Annotated in this window: 17 protein-coding genes; 8 read left to right on the top strand and 9 right to left on the bottom strand. The window is 68.5% G+C overall.

All coding sequences use genetic code 11. The features are described 5' to 3' along the window. Positions 1–82: 82 nt before the first annotated feature. From LGY53_RS36275 to LGY53_RS36265, 3 genes are all read left to right on the top strand, one after another. Positions 83–1,372, top strand: coding sequence for a thymidine phosphorylase (locus tag LGY53_RS36275; RefSeq protein WP_225731224.1), 1,290 nt, complete (start codon positions 83–85; stop codon positions 1,370–1,372). A 280-nt stretch (positions 1,373–1,652) separates the two neighbouring features. Next, positions 1,653–2,750, top strand: coding sequence for an adenosine deaminase (locus LGY53_RS36270; protein ID WP_167472345.1), 1,098 nt, complete (start codon positions 1,653–1,655; stop codon positions 2,748–2,750). A gap of 160 nt (positions 2,751–2,910) precedes the next feature. Continuing rightward, on the top strand, positions 2,911–3,573 hold the full coding sequence (locus LGY53_RS36265) for a hypothetical protein (RefSeq protein WP_225731223.1): 663 nt from the start codon (positions 2,911–2,913) through the stop codon (positions 3,571–3,573). Between the two features lie 83 nt (positions 3,574–3,656). Here LGY53_RS36265 and LGY53_RS36260 read toward each other — a convergent pair whose 3' ends face one another. Genes LGY53_RS36260 through LGY53_RS36240 form a run of 5 tightly spaced genes read right to left on the bottom strand, consistent with a single transcriptional unit; the run spans position 3,657 to position 7,171 of the window. Beyond that, positions 3,657–4,919, bottom strand: a complete 1,263-nt coding sequence (locus LGY53_RS36260) for a primosomal protein (RefSeq protein ID WP_225731222.1) — start codon at positions 4,917–4,919, stop codon at positions 3,657–3,659. A 26-nt stretch (positions 4,920–4,945) separates the two neighbouring features. Next, positions 4,946–5,293: a YbaB/EbfC family nucleoid-associated protein gene (locus tag LGY53_RS36255; protein WP_225731221.1), complete on the bottom strand. Its 348-nt coding sequence runs from the start codon at positions 5,291–5,293 to the stop codon at positions 4,946–4,948. 59 nt (positions 5,294–5,352) lie between these two features. Beyond that, positions 5,353–5,703 (bottom strand): hypothetical protein, encoded by a 351-nt coding sequence (locus LGY53_RS36250; protein ID WP_167472349.1) that lies wholly within the window; start codon positions 5,701–5,703, stop codon positions 5,353–5,355. Next, a complete protein-coding gene (locus tag LGY53_RS36245) occupies positions 5,700–6,836 on the bottom strand; it encodes an NlpC/P60 family protein (protein WP_225731220.1) in 1,137 nt (378 codons plus the stop codon). The genes LGY53_RS36250 and LGY53_RS36245 overlap by 4 nt, the downstream gene beginning before the upstream one ends. Next, on the bottom strand, positions 6,833–7,171 hold the full coding sequence (locus LGY53_RS36240) for a hypothetical protein (RefSeq protein ID WP_225731219.1): 339 nt from the start codon (positions 7,169–7,171) through the stop codon (positions 6,833–6,835). The genes LGY53_RS36245 and LGY53_RS36240 overlap by 4 nt, the downstream gene beginning before the upstream one ends. A 129-nt stretch (positions 7,172–7,300) precedes the next feature. On the opposite strand from LGY53_RS36240, the gene upp reads away from it, so the two are divergent. Continuing rightward, positions 7,301–7,924, top strand: a complete 624-nt coding sequence (gene upp / locus LGY53_RS36235) for a uracil phosphoribosyltransferase (protein ID WP_225731218.1) — start codon at positions 7,301–7,303, stop codon at positions 7,922–7,924. Positions 7,925–7,939: 15 nt separating this feature from the next. Here the strand turns inward: upp and LGY53_RS36230 are convergent, their stop codons facing one another. The 3 genes from LGY53_RS36230 to LGY53_RS36220 form a co-directional block, all read right to left on the bottom strand. Further along, a complete protein-coding gene (locus LGY53_RS36230; RefSeq protein WP_225731217.1) occupies positions 7,940–8,281 on the bottom strand; it encodes a hypothetical protein in 342 nt (113 codons plus the stop codon). An 88-nt stretch (positions 8,282–8,369) separates the two neighbouring features. Then, the gene (locus LGY53_RS36225; protein WP_225731216.1) at positions 8,370–9,887 is read right to left on the bottom strand and encodes a phospho-sugar mutase; all 1,518 of its coding nucleotides are present in this window, start codon (positions 9,885–9,887) and stop codon (positions 8,370–8,372) included. Beyond that, positions 9,888–10,667, bottom strand: coding sequence for a purine-nucleoside phosphorylase (locus tag LGY53_RS36220; protein WP_225731215.1), 780 nt, complete (start codon positions 10,665–10,667; stop codon positions 9,888–9,890). It abuts the gene before it with no gap. 165 nt (positions 10,668–10,832) lie between these two features. On the opposite strand from LGY53_RS36220, the gene LGY53_RS36215 reads away from it, so the two are divergent. The 3 genes from LGY53_RS36215 (at position 10,833) to LGY53_RS36205 (ending at position 14,148) form a co-directional block, all read left to right on the top strand. Next, positions 10,833–11,537, top strand: coding sequence for an enoyl-CoA hydratase-related protein (locus tag LGY53_RS36215; RefSeq protein WP_225731214.1), 705 nt, complete (start codon positions 10,833–10,835; stop codon positions 11,535–11,537). Between the two features lie 98 nt (positions 11,538–11,635). Further along, complete coding sequence (locus tag LGY53_RS36210) at positions 11,636–12,868, top strand: M20 family metallopeptidase (RefSeq protein WP_225731213.1); 1,233 nt, start codon at positions 11,636–11,638, stop codon at positions 12,866–12,868. A 74-nt stretch (positions 12,869–12,942) separates the two neighbouring features. Then, positions 12,943–14,148 (top strand): M20 family metallopeptidase, encoded by a 1,206-nt coding sequence (locus LGY53_RS36205; RefSeq protein ID WP_225731322.1) that lies wholly within the window; start codon positions 12,943–12,945, stop codon positions 14,146–14,148. Positions 14,149–14,208: 60 nt separating this feature from the next. Here LGY53_RS36205 and LGY53_RS36200 read toward each other — a convergent pair whose 3' ends face one another. After that, positions 14,209–14,688 (bottom strand): gamma-glutamylcyclotransferase, encoded by a 480-nt coding sequence (locus LGY53_RS36200; protein WP_167472356.1) that lies wholly within the window; start codon positions 14,686–14,688, stop codon positions 14,209–14,211. A 204-nt stretch (positions 14,689–14,892) separates the two neighbouring features. On the opposite strand from LGY53_RS36200, the gene LGY53_RS36195 reads away from it, so the two are divergent. Then, positions 14,893–16,296 (top strand): NAD(P)H-quinone dehydrogenase, encoded by a 1,404-nt coding sequence (locus LGY53_RS36195; RefSeq protein ID WP_225731212.1) that lies wholly within the window; start codon positions 14,893–14,895, stop codon positions 16,294–16,296. Positions 16,297–16,406: the final 110 nt, after the last annotated feature.

The following is a 16,406-nucleotide window of genomic DNA, read 5'->3' as shown; positions in this document are numbered from 1 at the left end:
CGAACGAACTGATGCGGGGAGGCTATCGGAGCCCACCGACAACTACCAAGGTCTTTACGCGAGTCCGTGCCAGACTTGCCGTGTGACGGCATTGGACGCGGTTTCGATCATCACGGCGAAGCGGGACGGCGGTGAGCTGTCGGACGCCCAGATCGATTGGGTTATCGACGGTTTCACCAATGGCCGGGTCGCCGACGAGCAGATGGCGGCGCTGGCGATGGCCATCGTGCTGCGCGGTATGACGCGGCGCGAGACCGCGCGCTGGACCGCCGCGATGATCGGCTCGGGCCGCCGAATGGATTTCACCGACCTGCCGCGGCCGACCGTCGACAAACATTCGACCGGCGGGGTCGGCGACAAGATAACGCTGCCGCTCGCACCGCTGGTCGCAGCGTGCGGCGCTGCGGTGCCGCAGCTGTCCGGACGCGGATTGGGCCACACCGGCGGCACTTTGGACAAACTGGAGTCGATTCCCGGTTGGCGGGCCGATGTTTCGGTATCACGGATGCGAGAAATATTGGCGGATCCCGGAATCGGCGGCGTGATCTGTGCGGCCGGTGCGGATCTGGCACCCGCGGACAAGCGGCTGTACGCGCTGCGCGATGTCACCGGAACCGTGGAATCCATTCCGCTGATCGCCAGTTCGATCATGAGCAAGAAGATCGCGGAGGGCACGGCGGCGCTGGTGCTCGACGTGAAGGTGGGCTCGGGCGCCTTCCTCAAGACCTTCGACGGCGCACGCGAATTGGCAAGGGCCATGGTCGAATTGGGCACCGACGCCGGTGTTCGCACGGTCGCGCTGCTGACGGCGATGGATACCCCGCTCGGCCGCACCGCGGGCAATGCGCTGGAGGTCGCCGAGTCGGTGGAGGTGCTGGCGGGCGGCGGCCCGGCCGACGTCGTCGAGCTGACCCTGGCGCTGGCCCGCGAGATGGTCGCGCTGGCCGGGCTCGACGTGGATCCCGCCAAGGCGCTGGCCGACGGGCGCGCGATGGATCATTGGCGCGCAATGGTTCGCGCGCAGGGCGGTGACCCGGACGCGCCGCTGCCGCGCGCCAGGCATACCGAAATCGTTCGGGCGGAACAGGATGGCGTGCTGACCCGGCTCGACGCCATGCCGGTTGGCATCGCGGCCTGGCGGCTCGGTGCGGGCCGGGCGCGGCAGGGCGACCCGGTGCAGGCCGGTGCCGGTGTCGAAATACATGTCAGGCCAGGCGATTCCATCGTTGCCGGGCAGCCGCTGTTCACGCTGCACACCGATACTCCGGAGGCCTTTCCCGGCGCATCGGATGCGCTGCGGTCGGCCGCCGTACTCGAGCCGGACGCGACGGTGCCGCCCGCTGCGCTCATCTTGGACCGCGTCGAGGCCTGAAACCGGATAGGGTTCACCGGTAATTCGGCCCTGTCGCGTAAATATTCAAGCGGTGGAACGCATTTCGTTTCTCGAGCTCGGCCGAGCGCGCCGACCGGCCGAGCGTCGTCACATCGGGCGGTGATCAGCGGCCCCGATCACACCGGCTGGGCGCGACCGGTGTCACTGACCAGGGACTTTCGTATCGGGTTGTGAGCGCGGCCGTGTCCACAGGGCGAAGAGATCGTTGCCACGTCGCAACTGCGCTGTCTGTGGGCCGCGCGGCGGCTAACGTGTGTACATGACAGGACCGATGCCACTTACCCTTGCCTCGATCCGCCAAGCTCCCAAGGCCCTGCTGCACGACCACCTCGACGGTGGTCTGCGGCCCGCGACCGTACTGGAGCTCGCCGCCGATTGCGGTTACGACCAGCTACCCGCCACCGACGAGGCCGCCCTGGCCGCATGGTTCCGGGACGCGGCCGACAGCGGATCGCTCGAACTCTATCTGGAAACCTTCGCGCACACCGTCGCGGTGATGCAGACACCCGAGGGTCTGCGCCGGGTCGCCCGCGAATGCGCCGAGGACCTGGCCGCGGACGGTGTGGTGTACGCCGAGGTGCGTTTCGCGCCGGAGCAGCACCTCGAGCGCGGTCTCACGCTGGACGAGGTGGTCGAGCATACGCTGGCCGGTTTCCGCGAAGGCACGGCCGCCGCGGCCGAGGCGGGTCGTCCGATCGTGATCACCTGCCTGCTCACGGCGATGCGGCATGCCGCCCGTTCGCGCGAAATCGCCGAATTGGCGGTGCGTTTCCGCGATGCGGGCGTCGGCGGATTCGATATCGCGGGTGCGGAGGCCGGATTCCCGCCCACCCGCCACCTGGACGCCTTCGAATACATGCGGGCCAACCACGCGCACTTCACGATTCACGCCGGTGAGGCGTTCGGCCTGCCGTCCATCCACGAGGCGCTGGCCTACTGCGGCTGCGACCGGCTCGGCCACGGCGTCCGCATCACCGACGATATCAACGTGCCGGGTGCGATCGAGGACGCACAGCTCGGCCTGGTCGCGAATTACGTGCGGGACATGCGAATTCCGCTCGAGCTGTGTCCGTCGTCGAATGTGCAGACCGGTGCGGTGCCCTCGCTGGACAAGCACCCGTTCGACCTGCTGGCCCGCCTGCGCTTCCGCGTCACCGTCAACACCGACAACCGCCTGATGAGCGACACCAGCATGAGCCGCGAAATGCTGAAGCTGGTCGAGACTTTCGGCTACGGCTGGAGTGATCTGGAGCGGTTCACCATCAACGCGATGAAGTCGGCGTTCATTCCGTTCCCGGAGCGACTGCGCATCATCGACGACATCATCAAGCCGGGTTACGCCGTACTGCTCGGCTGAAATACCCTGCCGCGCGGCTGATTTCTGATGATGGGGGCAGCGGGTCGTAATCCGTTGCCCCCGTTGGCGGATGGGCGCCGTGCGGGTTCGCCGAGTTCGTGTGCGAGGCACTCGCGTACCTCGTGCCAGACCGGTTCGCCCGCCCGCTAGCGTGTTCGACATGACGACTATCCAGATACCACGCCGGTTCAACGGCCCGCCCGACTCCGGGCAGGGCGGCTACGTGTCCGGACTGGTCGCGGGACTGCGGGAAGAACCCGTGGTGACGGTGGTGCTGCGCAGTCCGCCGCCGCTCGACAAGCCGCTGCAGGTGCGTGCCGGAAATCTCTATGACGGACCCACGCTGCTGGCCGAATCGCGCACGGGTGGATTCGAACGCGATGTGCCACAGGTGGTCTCGCACGCCGACGCGATGGCCGCGAGCAAGGCGTATCAGACGAACGAGGTGTTCTCCCGGTGCTTCGCCTGCGGCACCGCGCGTCCGGACGGGTTGCGGCTCGAACCCGGCCCGATCCGCGCCGGTTTGGTGGCGACCCCGTGGACGCCGGACGATTCGCTGACCATCGATAACCCGCTGCTCTGGGCCGCCCTGGATTGCCCGGGCGGTTGGGCGCTGTCCGACATGCAGGTGCGCCCCGCGCTGCTCGGCTCGATGACGGCCACCGTGTACGACCTGCCCGCGGTCGGCGAACCCTGCGTGGTGGTGGGGGAGGAGCACGGCGACCAGGGCCGTAAGAGCTACGCGTCGAGCGCCGTATACGGCTCCGACGACCGGCTGCTCGGCCGCGCCGAACAGATCTGGATCCGGATGTCCCCCGCCTGATGAGTTACCAAGTGCCGCAGCGTCATCGGTGCACGCACCGGTAACTCGCCGTGCCCGATGGGTGCTGCCGGGCCCAGCGCTCCTTACTTGTGCTCGAGCCTGCTTTCGAACGCGTGCTCCAGCTCCCGCCACGCCTGCGCCTCGGCGGCGAACGGCGGATTCGGCGCGAGCCGGTTCGGGTCCGGGTTCAGCAGGTAGGAGACATACCAGCCGAGCGGGGTGGACTGGGCCAGCGCCTGCTCGACGCTGTCGTCGTCCGCGTAATCGGCCGCGTCGGTGAACAATTCGACGGCGAGGTCGAGCTGTTCGATATCCACCGCCTCCGGGCCCTCGGCCAGATCGTCGGCCAAACCCGGTATGACATAGACGTTTTCGTCCGTCACCTCGACCTCGAGCGATCCGTCGACCGCCGCGGTCTGCACATCGGAGTAGGTGCTCACCCGGGCCAGATCGTGGTCGTGATCGTCGGCCAGGTAGCGGGCCAGCGCGCGCTCGGAATCGAAAACGGTGATCAAACCCTTGCGGCCCAGGAAGATCGGCTCGTCGTCGAGGTAACAGCGCAGCGTGAAGTAGCTGCCGTCGGCGGTGACGATCTTCACCGGGTCGATGCCGACCTCGTGCCAGAACGACTCGTCCTCGTCCTCGTCGCCGTCCTCATCGTCTTCGTCGTCCTCATCCAGGTCGACGGGCTCGAACTCCTCCTCGTCGGCTTCCGCGGCGTCGTCGGCGTCGACCACGTTCTCCTCGGCGGCCAGCAGCTCGGCCTCGGCCACCGCGACCGCCTCGGCATCCACCTCGGGGGTCCGCACCACCGAGTCGATGGCGTCGAGCACGGCGTCCCAGTCCTTGGCGATGGCGGCGCCGATCTGATCCCAGAGCTCCTCGCCATCCCGGCCGACGAATGCGCTCACCCCGCCGGGCAGCGCGCCGAGCACCGGATGCGATCCGAAGAACTTGGTGACCGTCTCCAGCTCGCAGACCTCACCGATATTGCGCACCATGCCGAGGGTGTCCTCCAGCTCGGCGATGGTGTCGACGTCCGGATCGCCGGCCGCCAGCTCCGGAACGGCGACCAGGTCGAAGGTGAAGTTCTCCTCCGGCTCCAGTTCCACCGCGGACAGCCCGGCCACCACCTGCCAGGCCGGATGGTCGACGAGGTCGTTGTCGGAGTTGGTTCGAATGAAGGCGGCCAGCTCGGCCACCGACTCGAAACCGTAGAGGGCGTCCTCGTGTCCGAGGAACGCTTCCCATTCGTCGTCACCGTCCCGCCAACGCGGAGCCCACAGGGTGACGAGATCGCCGTCGGTCAGGCCGAGCTCGATCGGGACGATGTCTCCAGAAGCCATGAGCGGAAGCCTATCGAGCTTCGGCCTCAGGCACTATCCGGCCCGCCCCCAACCCTGCCCGGCGCGTCCTGTCCGGTGGGTACGAACGACTCGTTCAGTGTCGCAACGACCTTCGAGCGTTGGGCGCCGGCGTCCTCGGATGCCTGACGACAGGCCCACACGATGAGTTGGCCGACCTCCGCCGGTGGCACCGAGGTGACCGCCTCCGAGAGGGTGAGCGCGACCAGCGCGCCGTCGCTGTCCACCTCGGCGCTGACCATGCCGTCCTCGGTGGTGAACCGGCCGCGCACCTGCTTGAGGCCGTACAGCGCGGCCTCGAGCGCCTCCAGCTTCGCGGTCGCATTGGCGACCAGCGCGTCCATTTCAGCGCTCATAATTCCACCTCGCCGACGCTCGCCGGGGCGGCTGTGCCGATGATTCGTTCGCTCATGTGTTAAACCGGCCTCATCCAGCTCGTCGGTCCCGTATCCGCGTCGTCCAGGCGGTCCAGTTCGTCGACCGCGGCCTGCCGGGTGGGCAGGCCGAGTTTGTCGAGAATGTCGTCCGGCAGGCCCGCCTCGGCGAGCACCTCGCGGCGGCGCGCCTTGGCGACGAGGGTGGAACGCTTGGTGAGTCGGAGGATCTCGTTGGCCAGAGACTGTGCGCCGTAACGGTATTCGCTGCGCTCGAATTTGATTTCCACCGGCATGCCCTGGTCGGTGGCGCGCACCGAGATGGTGCCGGAGCGGTTGGTGCTGCCCGCCACCGTGACGTTCGGGACGCTGGGTACCTGTGAATTGGTCATGCCGTCGGCCTGTAGAAGCCGTTGAACTGCATACCGATGTTCTCCGTTCGAATCGCGGTGATCGAGACCGGATCGCCCGCCTCGATCATCTTTCCGTTGCCGACGACCATCGCGACGTGCCCGTCCCAGACCGCTAGATCGCCGGGCATGAGATCGCCGGGGGAGACCCGGCTGCCGACAGCTTGCTGGTCGGCCAGCCGGGGCAGCTCGATGCCCGCCGCCTCGTACGAGCTCTTGGTGAGACCGCTGCAGTCGAGGCCGACGCCCGGGGTGTTGCCGCCCCAGACGTAGGGCGTGCCGACCGCCTTCAGCGCCGTGCGCACCGCGGTGGCCGCCTTCTCGTTGGGCGCGGTGACCTCGCTGCCGTCGGGCAGTTTGATCTTGACGCCCTGGCCGGTATCGGTCTGGGTGGTCGGGCTGTCGGTTTTGGTTGGCGTGCCCGCCGACGTGGTCGAGGCGGGCACCGTCGAGGTGGATGCCGTCTTCATCAGCCCGCTGAGCGCGGATGTCCCGGTGCCGAGCAGACCCGTCCCGGTCGAAACCAGCTGCTGCAGACCGGAACTGGAGACGCTGCTCGCGGCGGACTGAACGCCGGAGGCCACCGTGCTCGCCAGCGAGGTGGACGGCGGCGGGGTGAGCTCGCTCATCGCGGTGGTATGCGTGCTGAGCTCGCTCTGCACCTTGTCGACCACCTTGACGCCCTGCTGGATGTGGTCGATCGCGGAGCCGACGAGCAGCGAAAGACCCGCGGGCGTCGTGAGCGTCGGCGCCAGCTTCGTCGCGTCGTCGACGAAGGACTGCACGATGGTGGACAGCTCCTTCTTGCCCGCCTCGATCTCGGTCGCGGCCTGGCCGACGATGGTTGCCATATCGTTGCCGCGGTCGGAGATGGTGGCGGCGGAGGTCTGCACCCGCAGCGCCTTCGAGGTGGCGGCGTCGGCGGCGACGCCGTCCCATGCCGAGCTCATGTTGTTGATGCTGTCGCGGCCCGCGGCGTGCACCTGGTCGACGGCGCTTGACGTGGCGCGCAGCGAGTCGGCGGGGCCGCTGGCGGTCAGCACACCGGTGCCGAAGCTGGCCAGCAGATCGGTCAGCGGTTTGACGAGCAGGCTGATATCGATAACGGCTGTCACGCACCCAGCTCCTTGCTGGCGGACTGGAAGCCCTCGGCGCGGCTGTGGTCACCCTCGGTGAGCACGGTGGCCGCCGTGGTCGCCGCGCCGCCGATGCTGCCGAGCACCGCGGACAGCTGGCCGATCGCGGCGACGTGACCCGCGTGCGTCGCGGCGTACGCCGCCAGGAAATCGCCGCCGATCAGCCCGAAGACCGGAGCGAGCAGCAGGGGATCCGAGCCCGCGGCATTCGCGGCGATCGCGGCCATATCCCCGGACATCGTCGCCGCGCTCGCGGCGTAGGCGGCGATGCCATCGGTATCCGCCGACATCTTTCGCATCAGAACTTCCCCCATCTGTTGTTTCCCAGGCAGAGTACGTCATTCACTGAGTTCGACGCGTCCCGTTCCGGATCGGTTCCCGCCCGTACGAAAAAAGATCGGTGAGGTTCGGCGGCCGACCTGAACCGACCTTATCGTTCCCTCATGCGCACCGACACCGTGGCTCATCCGCTCGCCGCCGCCCTGCTCACCACCATGCGGGACGCCCGCACCGACAACCCGGCTTTCCGCGCCGCGCTGCGCGATCTCACCGGGATCCTGGTCTACGAGGCGCTGCGCGAGGCGCCGGTGACCCGCTTCGAGGTGACGACGCCGGTGGCCGTCACCGAGGGGGTGCGGCTGGCCGCACCGCCGCTGCTGGTTCCGGTGCTGCGGGCGGGGCTCGGCATGGTGGACGCGGCGGCGGAGCTCATCCCGGACGCCAGGGTCGGATTCGTCGGCATCGCCCGCGACGAGCGGACCCACCAGCCGGTGCCGTATATGGAATCGCTGCCCGACGACCTGACCGGCCTGCCGGTCTTCGTCCTCGACCCGATGCTCGCCACCGGCGGTTCGATGCGGCACACCCTGGAACTGCTCGCCGCCCGCGGCGCCACCGACATCACCGCCGTCTGCGTCGTCGCCGCGCCGGAAGGCATTGCCGCGCTGGAGAAGTCGGGACTTCCGTTGCGCCTGGTCACCGCGACGGTAGACGCCGGGCTGAACGAGAACGCCTATATCGTCCCAGGTCTCGGCGATGCGGGCGATCGCCAATTCGGGCCGCGCTGAGGGCAATTCGCAGGCTCAGGAGCCTGCTGAACCGGTGCCCGATCCGGTGCGGTTGGCGTTCTCGGTGCGCCAGACGCCGCAGCCGGTGCTGGAGAAGGCGCCGTCACCGGCCGCGATGCGAATGCGCTGGGTGCCGGATCCGCCGTTGCCGCTCTCCAGCACGTCGCCGTAGGAGGTGAGCCGCGCCCAGACGCAGGATCCGGTGGCCGAATAGGTGACGTAGTCGCCCGGCGTGATGTCGGTGCCGACGACGTAGGTGCCGTCATGGTCCATGATGGCCGGCGCGGCCGCGGCGGGGCCCGCGGAGGCGAGGACGGCGGCTACGCCGAATCCGGTGAGCCACAGTGACTTACGCATGGGGGCCTTCTCTCGGTCGACGCGTTCGCAGCCAGTCTAGGAAGCCGCGATGCGTGCGCAAGCCCCGAGTGTTCCCGCTACCGGTGCGCTAATCCCGCCGCGCCGATCCGTCGGCGAGCGTGGCGCAGAACTCCCGCAGCCGGGAAAGGTTTTGCGCGGCAGCGGCTTCGGCCTGCGGCAGGGCCGCACGTTCGGCGACGGGTTCGACCACCTCCAGGTAGCACTTGAGTTTCGGCTCGGTGCCGGACGGCCGGATGACGATGCGGGTGTTGGCGCCGTCGAAAATCAGTGCGTCGGTGCGCATTCGGCCCCTGGCCTGGGCGAGGTCGGTGTATTTGACCGGCTCACCGGCGATTTCGCCGGGCGCGGCGGCGCGCAACTGGGCGACGACCGCGGCCGCGGCGGCCGGATCGGCGAGCCGCAGCGCCACCTGGTCGGTGGCGTGCAGACCGAATTCGACCGCATAGTCCGCTAATTCGTCGATCAGGGTGCGGCCTTCGGACTTCAGCCGGGCCACCAGGTCGGCGGCGAGCACCGCGGCGGAGATGCCGTCCTTGTCGCGCACCCGGGACGGGTCGACGCAGTGGCCGAGCGCCTCCTCGTACGCGTAGACCAGGCCGTCGCCCGCGCGGGCCAGCCATTTGAAGCCGGTCAGGGTTTCGGCGTAGCGGGCGCCGCGCGCCGGCGCGAGCTTCGAAAGCAGGCGGGAGGAGACGATCGTGGTGGCCACCAACGCGTTCGGGGTCGCGGTGCGCAGCACACAGTCGGCCAGCAGCACGCCGGTTTCGTCGCCGCGCAGCACCCGCCAGCCGTCCGGACCTGGCACGCCGACGGCGCACCGGTCGGCGTCCGGATCGAGTGCGATCGCGATATCGGCATCGATCCGTTCGGCGAGGGCGAGCAGCAGATCGGTGGCGCCCGGCTCCTCCGGATTCGGGAATGCGACGGTGGGGAAGTCCGGATCGGGCGCGAATTGCTCGCGAACGACGTGAACATCCGAAAAACCTGCAGCGGCAAGGGCTTCCAGCGCCACCTCACCGCCGACGCCATGCATGGGGGTCAAGGCGATCCGGATGGGGGCGCGGGCGCCGGGCCCGCCGATGAGCACGGGCAGCTCGCCGACGCGGGCCAGATACTGTTGCGGCAGTGCGTCATCGGACGGCTCGACCGGCGTGCGGGCAAACGGCTCGCGCACCGCGTCGATGCAGCGCTCGATCTCGGTATCCGCGGGCGCGATCAGCTGGGATCCGCCGTCGAGGTACACCTTGTAGCCGTTGTCGGTGGCCGGATTGTGCGATGCGGTGATCTGCACCCCGGCCACCGCGCCCAGCTCGCGCACCGCGTACGCGACCACCGGAGTGGGCAGCGGGCGGGGCAGCAGCGTCACCGGAAAGCCCGCCGCGGCAAAGATTTCCGCGGTAACCGTGGCGAATTCGGCCGAGCCGTGGCGTGCGTCCCTGCCGACGACGACCCGGCCGCCGCCGAGGCAGCGTCCGCGCAGCCAGTCGACAAGTCCGGCGGTCGCCCGGCCGACGGTGTCGGTATTCATTCCGTCGGGGCCGTCCTGAAGCGGGCCGCGCAGCCCCGCGGTGCCGAAGCGCAGCATCTAGATCCGTTCCACCACGCCGCGCAGCAGTTTGCCCAAACGCGGTGCGGCGGCATGGCCTTCGGCGAGCACCTCGGCATGCGAGAGATGCGCCCCGGTGACACCCGCGGCCAGGTTGGTGACCAGCGAGATGCCGAGCACCCGTGCGCCGAGCGCGCGGGCGGCGATCGCCTCCAGCACCGTCGACATGCCGACCAGATCCGCGCCCATGGTGCGCAGCATCCGGATCTCGGCGGGCGTCTCGTACTGCGGGCCGGTCAGTCCCGCGTAGACGCCCTCGGTCAGCGCCGGTTCGATTTCCCTTGCCAGCGCGCGTAATTCGGGATCCCAGGCGTCGACCAGGTCGACGAAGGTCGCGCCGGTGAGCGGGGTGCGCGCGGTGAGGTTGATGTGGTCGCTGATCAGCACCGGCTCACCGACCGAAAGGCCGTCCCGGATACCGCCCGCCGCATTGGTGAGCACCACGATCTCGGCGCCCGCCGCGATCGCCGCCGACACCGGGTGCACCACCTCCGCGGGCTGGTAGCCCTCGTAGAGGTGCTGGCGCCCCATCAGCAGCAACACCGGCGTTTCGCCGACGGATACCGAGTGCACCATCCCGACGTGACCCTGTGCGCTCGGGGTGCCGAATCCGGGTAGGTCCGGCATCGGCACCGAGGCGGTCGGCGTGCCGATTTCCGCGGCCGCCTCCTGCCAGCCCGATCCCAGCACCACCGCGACCCTGTGACGCGGCACTCCCGTACGTTCGGCGATAGCCTCAGCGGCCTGCTCTGCAAGCATGCGCTGAGTCTATGTGGTGTATTCGATCTCCGGCGCCGCGAATGTCGCTCGCAGGACTCGCCCCCGTCTTGGTTGCGCCGGTCTCGGATTCCGCCCGGCGACGCGGTCCGCACGCCTGGCTACCCGTGAGTAGGCATGCGGGGACGTACCGGCTACGCTGCACGCATGCCGTATCTGGAGCGTGATGGGGATGTGTTCGTCGTCTACCTCGGCAGCGAGGGACAGACCGACAGCGAGAACCGCTTCCACCCCGACTGGATCGACGAATTCCACGGTCTGCTGGACAAGGTGGAGGCGTCGGAGGGGCCTGCCGCGCTGGTGACCACCGCGACCGGCAAGTTCTACAGCAACGGTCTCGACACCGACTGGCTGTTCGGCAATCTCGGCGAGATGCACGGCTACCTGGATCGCGTGCATTCGCTCTACACCCGCCTGCTGCAATTCCCGCTGCCGACGGTCGCCGCGATCAACGGGCACGCCTTCGGTGCGGGCGCGATGCTGGCCACCTCGCACGATTTCCGGGTGATGCGGGCGGACCGCGGTTTCTGGTGCCTGCCCGAGGTGCACCTCGGCATGCCGTTCACGATCGGGATGAACGCGCTGCTCACCGAGCGGCTGAGCAATCAGGTCTGCGTGCAGGCGATGACCACCGGCCACCGCTACCCGGCCGATGAGGCGATCGCCGCGGGCATCGTCGACGACAAGGCCGATGCCGAGGCGTTGCTGTCCGCCGCGGTGGCGCGCGCCGCGGCACTGGTCGGCAACCGCAAGCCGAATCTGCCGGTGATCAAGCGCGCCCTGCATGCGAAGGCGCTGGCGGGCCTCGCGGTCGCGACGACGCCGGAGAATCTGGCCTTCGCCGCCGGGTGACGTCCGGGCTGTGCTGACTGTTCGCCGGCTGCGATTACCGACTGGTCCGCGGTCGACCGGGTGCGCCCGATTCGCGAGGTAGTGCCAGACTGTGTGCCATGCCACCAGCGCGCAGCGGCACCGATGACGAACCCGGCGGGGCGATCACTGCTGCGTCCGAACAGATCTCGGATCGGGCCATCGCCGCGGCCGCGGCGCGACTGATCGACCTCTCCCATTCGATACATGCCGAGCCGGAATTGGCGTTCGAGGAGACCCGCAGCGTCGCGAAGACCATTGCGCCCCTTGCCGAACGCGGCTTCGAGATCGAGACCGGCGTGGCCGACCTGCCGACCGCGTTCCGCGCCAGCTACGGCAGCGGCCCGCTCACCGTCGGCATCTGCGCCGAGTACGACGCGCTGCCCGAGATCGGACATGCCTGCGGGCACAACATTATTGCCGCGTCCTCGGTCGGCGCGGCGCTCGGCCTCGCCGAGGTCGCCGACGCGCTCGGACTGACGGTGCTGGTGCTCGGCACGCCCGCCGAGGAGAGCGGCGGCGGCAAGGTGCTGATGTTGGAGCGCGGCGTCTTCGACGATGTCGCGATGGCGATGATGGTGCATCCCGGCCCGTTCGACATCGTCGGCGCGCATTCGTTGGCCATGGCCGATCTGTCCATCGTGTTCCACGGCCGCGAGGCGCATGCCAGCGCCGCGCCCGAGGAGGGCCGCAACGCCGGGGACGCCGTCACCATCGCTCAGGTTGCTCTGGGATTGCTGCGTCAACATCTTCAGCCTGGACAGCAACTTCACGGTATAGTCGGCCACGGTGGCGTAGCCCCCAACATCGTGCCCGGACGTGCGGAACTGCTGTATTACCTACGGGCAGTCGACTCCGCATCCCTCGACGATCTGATGCGACGAGCGTTCGATTGTTTCGCGGCGGGTGCCCTGGCGACCGGCTGCACTCACGAAATCCGCACCGTTGCGCCGACATATACCGAGCTCACGCCGGATCCGGCACTACTGTGTGCCTATCGCGAGCACATCGTCGACCTCGGCCGGGTGCCGATCGCACCCGAGTTGGAGCGGCAGCGTCCGCTTGGCAGCACGGATATGGGCAATGTCACCAACGTGATTCCGGGCATACATCCGGTTATCGGCATTGATGCCGGCGGAGCGGTTACTCATCAACCGGGCTTCGCCGAGGCATGTGTCAACGCCTCGGCGGATCGCGCGGTCACCGACGGTGCGTTCGCGCTCGCGCGTACCGCTATCACCGTCGCCCGCGATGAAGTTCATAGGGACAGGTTGTTGCAACGGCTCGTTCAACGACAGGAGGACATTCGGTGAGCACTACCGGCCGATCGGTGGCGGCAGCGGAGCCGAGCCACGGGGGGATCCGGGTGCGCCGAGAATCGGGCACCATGGGTTCGGCGGGGACAGGGGAACAGGATCGCAACGGGATCCGGATCGAATCCGGTCCGGAGGTGGTCGACCGATGGCTGGCCGAGCACACCGAGGATCTCGTGCACTGGCGCAGGCACATTCACGCCAACCCGGAGCTCTCGCGCACCGAGTTCGGCACCACCGAATTGGTCTCGGCCTGGCTCACCAAGGCCGGGCTCACGCCGCAGATCCTGCCGGGCGGCACCGGCCTCATCTGTGATATCGGGCCGGACGGTCCGCGGATCGGGCTGCGCGCCGATATGGACGCGCTGCCGCTACAGGAGTTCACCGGCCTGAGCTTCGCCTCCACCGTCCCCGGCGTTTCGCACGCGTGCGGGCACGATGCGCACACCGCCATCCTGCTCGGCACCGCGCTCGCGCTGAGCGAGGTCGACGAGCTGCCGATCGGCGTGCGGCTGGTGTTCCAGCCCGCCGAGGAGGTGATGCCGGGCGGCGCCATCGATGTGGTGGCCACCGGCGCGATGGAGGGTGTCGAGCGCATCTTCGCGCTGCACTGCGACCCTCGGCTGGAGGTCGGCCGCATCGGCGTCCGGGTCGGGCCGATCACCTCCGCGGCGGATACCGTTGAGCTGGTGCTGGATTCGCCGGGCGGGCACACCTCCCGCCCGCACCTGACCAGCGATCTGGTCTATGCGATCGGCACCGTGATCACCGGGCTGCCCGGGCTGCTGAGCCGCCGGATCGATCCGCGCACCAGCACCGTGATGGTGTGGGGCGCGGTGTCGGCGGGCAAGGCGCCCAACGCGATTCCGCAGACCGGCATGCTCACCGGCACCGTCCGCACCGGCGATCACGCCACCTGGTCGCTGCTGGAGCCGATGGTGCGCGAGATCGTCGACGGGCTGCTGGCCCCGACGGGCGTGCGCTACCAGTTGAACTACAAGCGCGGCGTGCCACCGGTGGTGAACGACGAGGAGGCGGTCCGCATGTTCGAGGACGCGATTCGCCGGCTCGGCCCGGATGCGCTGGCCGACACCATGCAGTCCAGCGGTGGTGAGGACTTCTCCTGGTATCTGGAGGAAGTGCCGGGCGCGATGGCGCGGCTGGGCGTCTGGTCCGGTCACGGCGAGCAGCTTGATCTGCATCAGCCGACCTTCGATATCGACGAGCGGGCCCTCGCGGTCGGCGTCCGGGTGCTGAGCAATATCGTGCTCAACGCCTGATCGCGGCGAAAAGTGAAGTGGCCGATCCGGATTCGGGTCGGCCACTTTCATATCTGTTGTTCAGCCGGGGAAGTTGCCCGGGCCGACATTGCGGCTGTTCCTGGTGCGCAGCGCGTGCACGTAATCCTCCGGTGCGCCCGCCTTTTCGGCGGCGTCGGCGATGACGCCGATGTACCTGGCAGACGGCAGGCCGCCCTCGTAAGCGTCGAGCACGTACAGCCACGCGAGCGTGGGCTCCGGGTCGGCGCCGGGGTTGCGGGTGACGCGTAGCCGAATCTTCTTGTGAATACCGAAATCCGAGCCCTCCCAGCGGTCGAGCCGCTGCTCGTCCTCGGGGGATACGTCGTAGAGCACCACGAAGACCCGCGAGCCCGGATCCTCGACGACGGTGGCCAGCGGCCCCTCCCACCCGATGTCGTCGCCGGCAAAGGTCAGCCGCCAACCCTCGAGCCACCCCGTTCCGGCCAGTGGCGAATGCGGGCAGCGCTCGAGCATTTGCGACGAGTCCATGTTGGACCCATAGGCGGCGTAGATCGGCACTAGGAAAGGTTAGCCAATAAAGCTGTAGGAGCGCCGATATCCGCCGGTGTTTGCGTTCCCGATATCCATAGTCCGCCGTGGAGTGATGTGCGGGTATCGAACTGACCGACGAGTAGCACGTCAGGCGAATGCGGGGCACATCACACAAGTACGGTTAGCACTGCACCGGAGATCCCGGTTCATCTGCTCGGAGCGGAGGTATCCATGACCCGCATTGCGATCATCGGTGGCGGACCGGCCGGTTACGAGGCGGCGCTGGTGGCATCCCAGCACGGCGCCTCGGTGACATTGATCGACTGCGACGGCATCGGCGGCGCGTGCGTGTTGTGGGACTGCGTCCCGTCCAAGACGTTCATCGCCTCGACCGGCGTGCGCACCGATCTGCGCCGCGCCCGCGGCCTCGGCATCAACCTCGATCCCAGCAATGCCGAGATCCAGCTGGGCGAGGTGAATGCGCGCGTCAAGGAGTTGGCGCTGGCGCAGTCCTCCGATATCCGCTCCAAACTGCAGGCGGCTGGCGTGCAGATCCTGCAGGGCCGCGGCGAATTGATCGATCCGGCCATGGGTTTGGCGGCGCATCGGGTGCTGGCCAAGCTGGCCACCGGCGTCGAGCAGACGCTGGAGGCCGAGGTGGTGCTGATCGCGACCGGCGCGAGCCCGCGGGTGCTGCCCGGCGCGGAACCGGATGGCGAGCGCATTCTGAACTGGCGCCAGCTCTACGACCTGAAGGAGCTGCCGGAGACGCTCGTGGTGGTCGGTTCCGGTGTCACCGGCGCCGAATTCGTCTCCGCGTACACCGAAATGGGTGTGCAGGTGAAGTTGGTGGCCAGCCGTGATCGCGTGCTGCCCGGCGAGGACGCCGACGCCGCCCTGGTGCTGGAGGACGCGCTCGCCGAGCGCGGTGTCGAGCTGGTGAAGCACGGCCGGGCCGACGCGGTGGAACGCACCGCCGACGGCATCGTGGTGAAGCTCTCCGACGGCCGCACGGTGACCGGTTCGCACGCGCTGATGACGGTCGGTTCCACCCCGAATACCGAAAACCTCGGACTGGAGCGGGTCGGCATCGAGCTGGATCGCGGGGGTTACCTGCGGGTGGACCGGGTTTCGCGCACCTCGGTGCCCGGCATCTACGCGGCGGGCGACTGTACCGGTCTGCTGCCGCTGGCGTCGGTCGGCGCGATGCAGGGCCGGATCGCGATGTATCACGCGCTGGGCGAGGGTGTGAGCCCGATCCGGTTGAAGACGGTGGCCTCCGCGGTGTTCACCCGTCCGGAGATCGCGACGGTCGGTGTCAGCCAGACCGCGATCGATAACGGTGAGGTGCCCGCGCGCACGGTGATGCTGCCGCTGAACACCAACCCGCGCGCCAAGATGTCGGGCCTGCGAAGGGGTTTCGTCAAGATCTTCTGCCGCCCCGCGACGGGTGTGGTGATCGGCGGTGTCGTGGTGGCCCCGATCGCCTCGGAATTGATCTTGCCGATCGCGATGGCGGTGCAGAACAACCTGACCGTGAACGATCTCGCGCAGACCTTCTCGGTGTACCCGTCGCTGACCGGTTCGGTGACCGAAGCCGCACGTCAGCTCATGCGTCACGACGACCTCGACTGAGATCGAATGGGGCGCTGCGTTCGATTTGCCGCTTCGCGGCTGTTCGCGGCCCCGGGGAGTCTCGCGTCTCAGCGGTCGAGACTCGCGCCTGCGGCGCATGCGCTTCGACC

It is taken from the genome of Nocardia sp. JCM 34519.1, assembly GCF_020361265.1.
GTDB lineage: Bacteria > Actinomycetota > Actinomycetes > Mycobacteriales > Mycobacteriaceae > Nocardia > Nocardia arthritidis_A.
Note: the sequence above shows the minus strand (reverse complement) of the source record. Positions and strands in the feature narration are given on the sequence as shown.

Coding starts and splice junctions, on each gene's coding strand:
- LGY53_RS36270 (WP_167472345.1), top strand. CDS start 1,653: ATGACAGGACCGATGCCACTTACCCTTGCCTCGATCCGCCAAGCTCCC.
- LGY53_RS36265 (WP_225731223.1), top strand. CDS start 2,911: ATGACGACTATCCAGATACCACGCCGGTTCAACGGCCCGCCCGACTCC.
- LGY53_RS36260 (WP_225731222.1), bottom strand. CDS start 4,919: ATGGCTTCTGGAGACATCGTCCCGATCGAGCTCGGCCTGACCGACGGC.
- LGY53_RS36255 (WP_225731221.1), bottom strand. CDS start 5,293: ATGAGCGCTGAAATGGACGCGCTGGTCGCCAATGCGACCGCGAAGCTG.
- LGY53_RS36250 (WP_167472349.1), bottom strand. CDS start 5,703: ATGACCAATTCACAGGTACCCAGCGTCCCGAACGTCACGGTGGCGGGC.
- LGY53_RS36240 (WP_225731219.1), bottom strand. CDS start 7,171: ATGGGGGAAGTTCTGATGCGAAAGATGTCGGCGGATACCGATGGCATC.
- upp (WP_225731218.1), top strand. CDS start 7,301: ATGCGCACCGACACCGTGGCTCATCCGCTCGCCGCCGCCCTGCTCACC.
- LGY53_RS36230 (WP_225731217.1), bottom strand. CDS start 8,281: ATGCGTAAGTCACTGTGGCTCACCGGATTCGGCGTAGCCGCCGTCCTC.
- LGY53_RS36225 (WP_225731216.1), bottom strand. CDS start 9,887: ATGCTGCGCTTCGGCACCGCGGGGCTGCGCGGCCCGCTTCAGGACGGC.
- LGY53_RS36220 (WP_225731215.1), bottom strand. CDS start 10,667: ATGCTTGCAGAGCAGGCCGCTGAGGCTATCGCCGAACGTACGGGAGTG.
- LGY53_RS36215 (WP_225731214.1), top strand. CDS start 10,833: ATGCCGTATCTGGAGCGTGATGGGGATGTGTTCGTCGTCTACCTCGGC.
- LGY53_RS36210 (WP_225731213.1), top strand. CDS start 11,636: ATGCCACCAGCGCGCAGCGGCACCGATGACGAACCCGGCGGGGCGATC.
- LGY53_RS36205 (WP_225731322.1), top strand. CDS start 12,943: ATGGGTTCGGCGGGGACAGGGGAACAGGATCGCAACGGGATCCGGATC.
- LGY53_RS36195 (WP_225731212.1), top strand. CDS start 14,893: ATGACCCGCATTGCGATCATCGGTGGCGGACCGGCCGGTTACGAGGCG.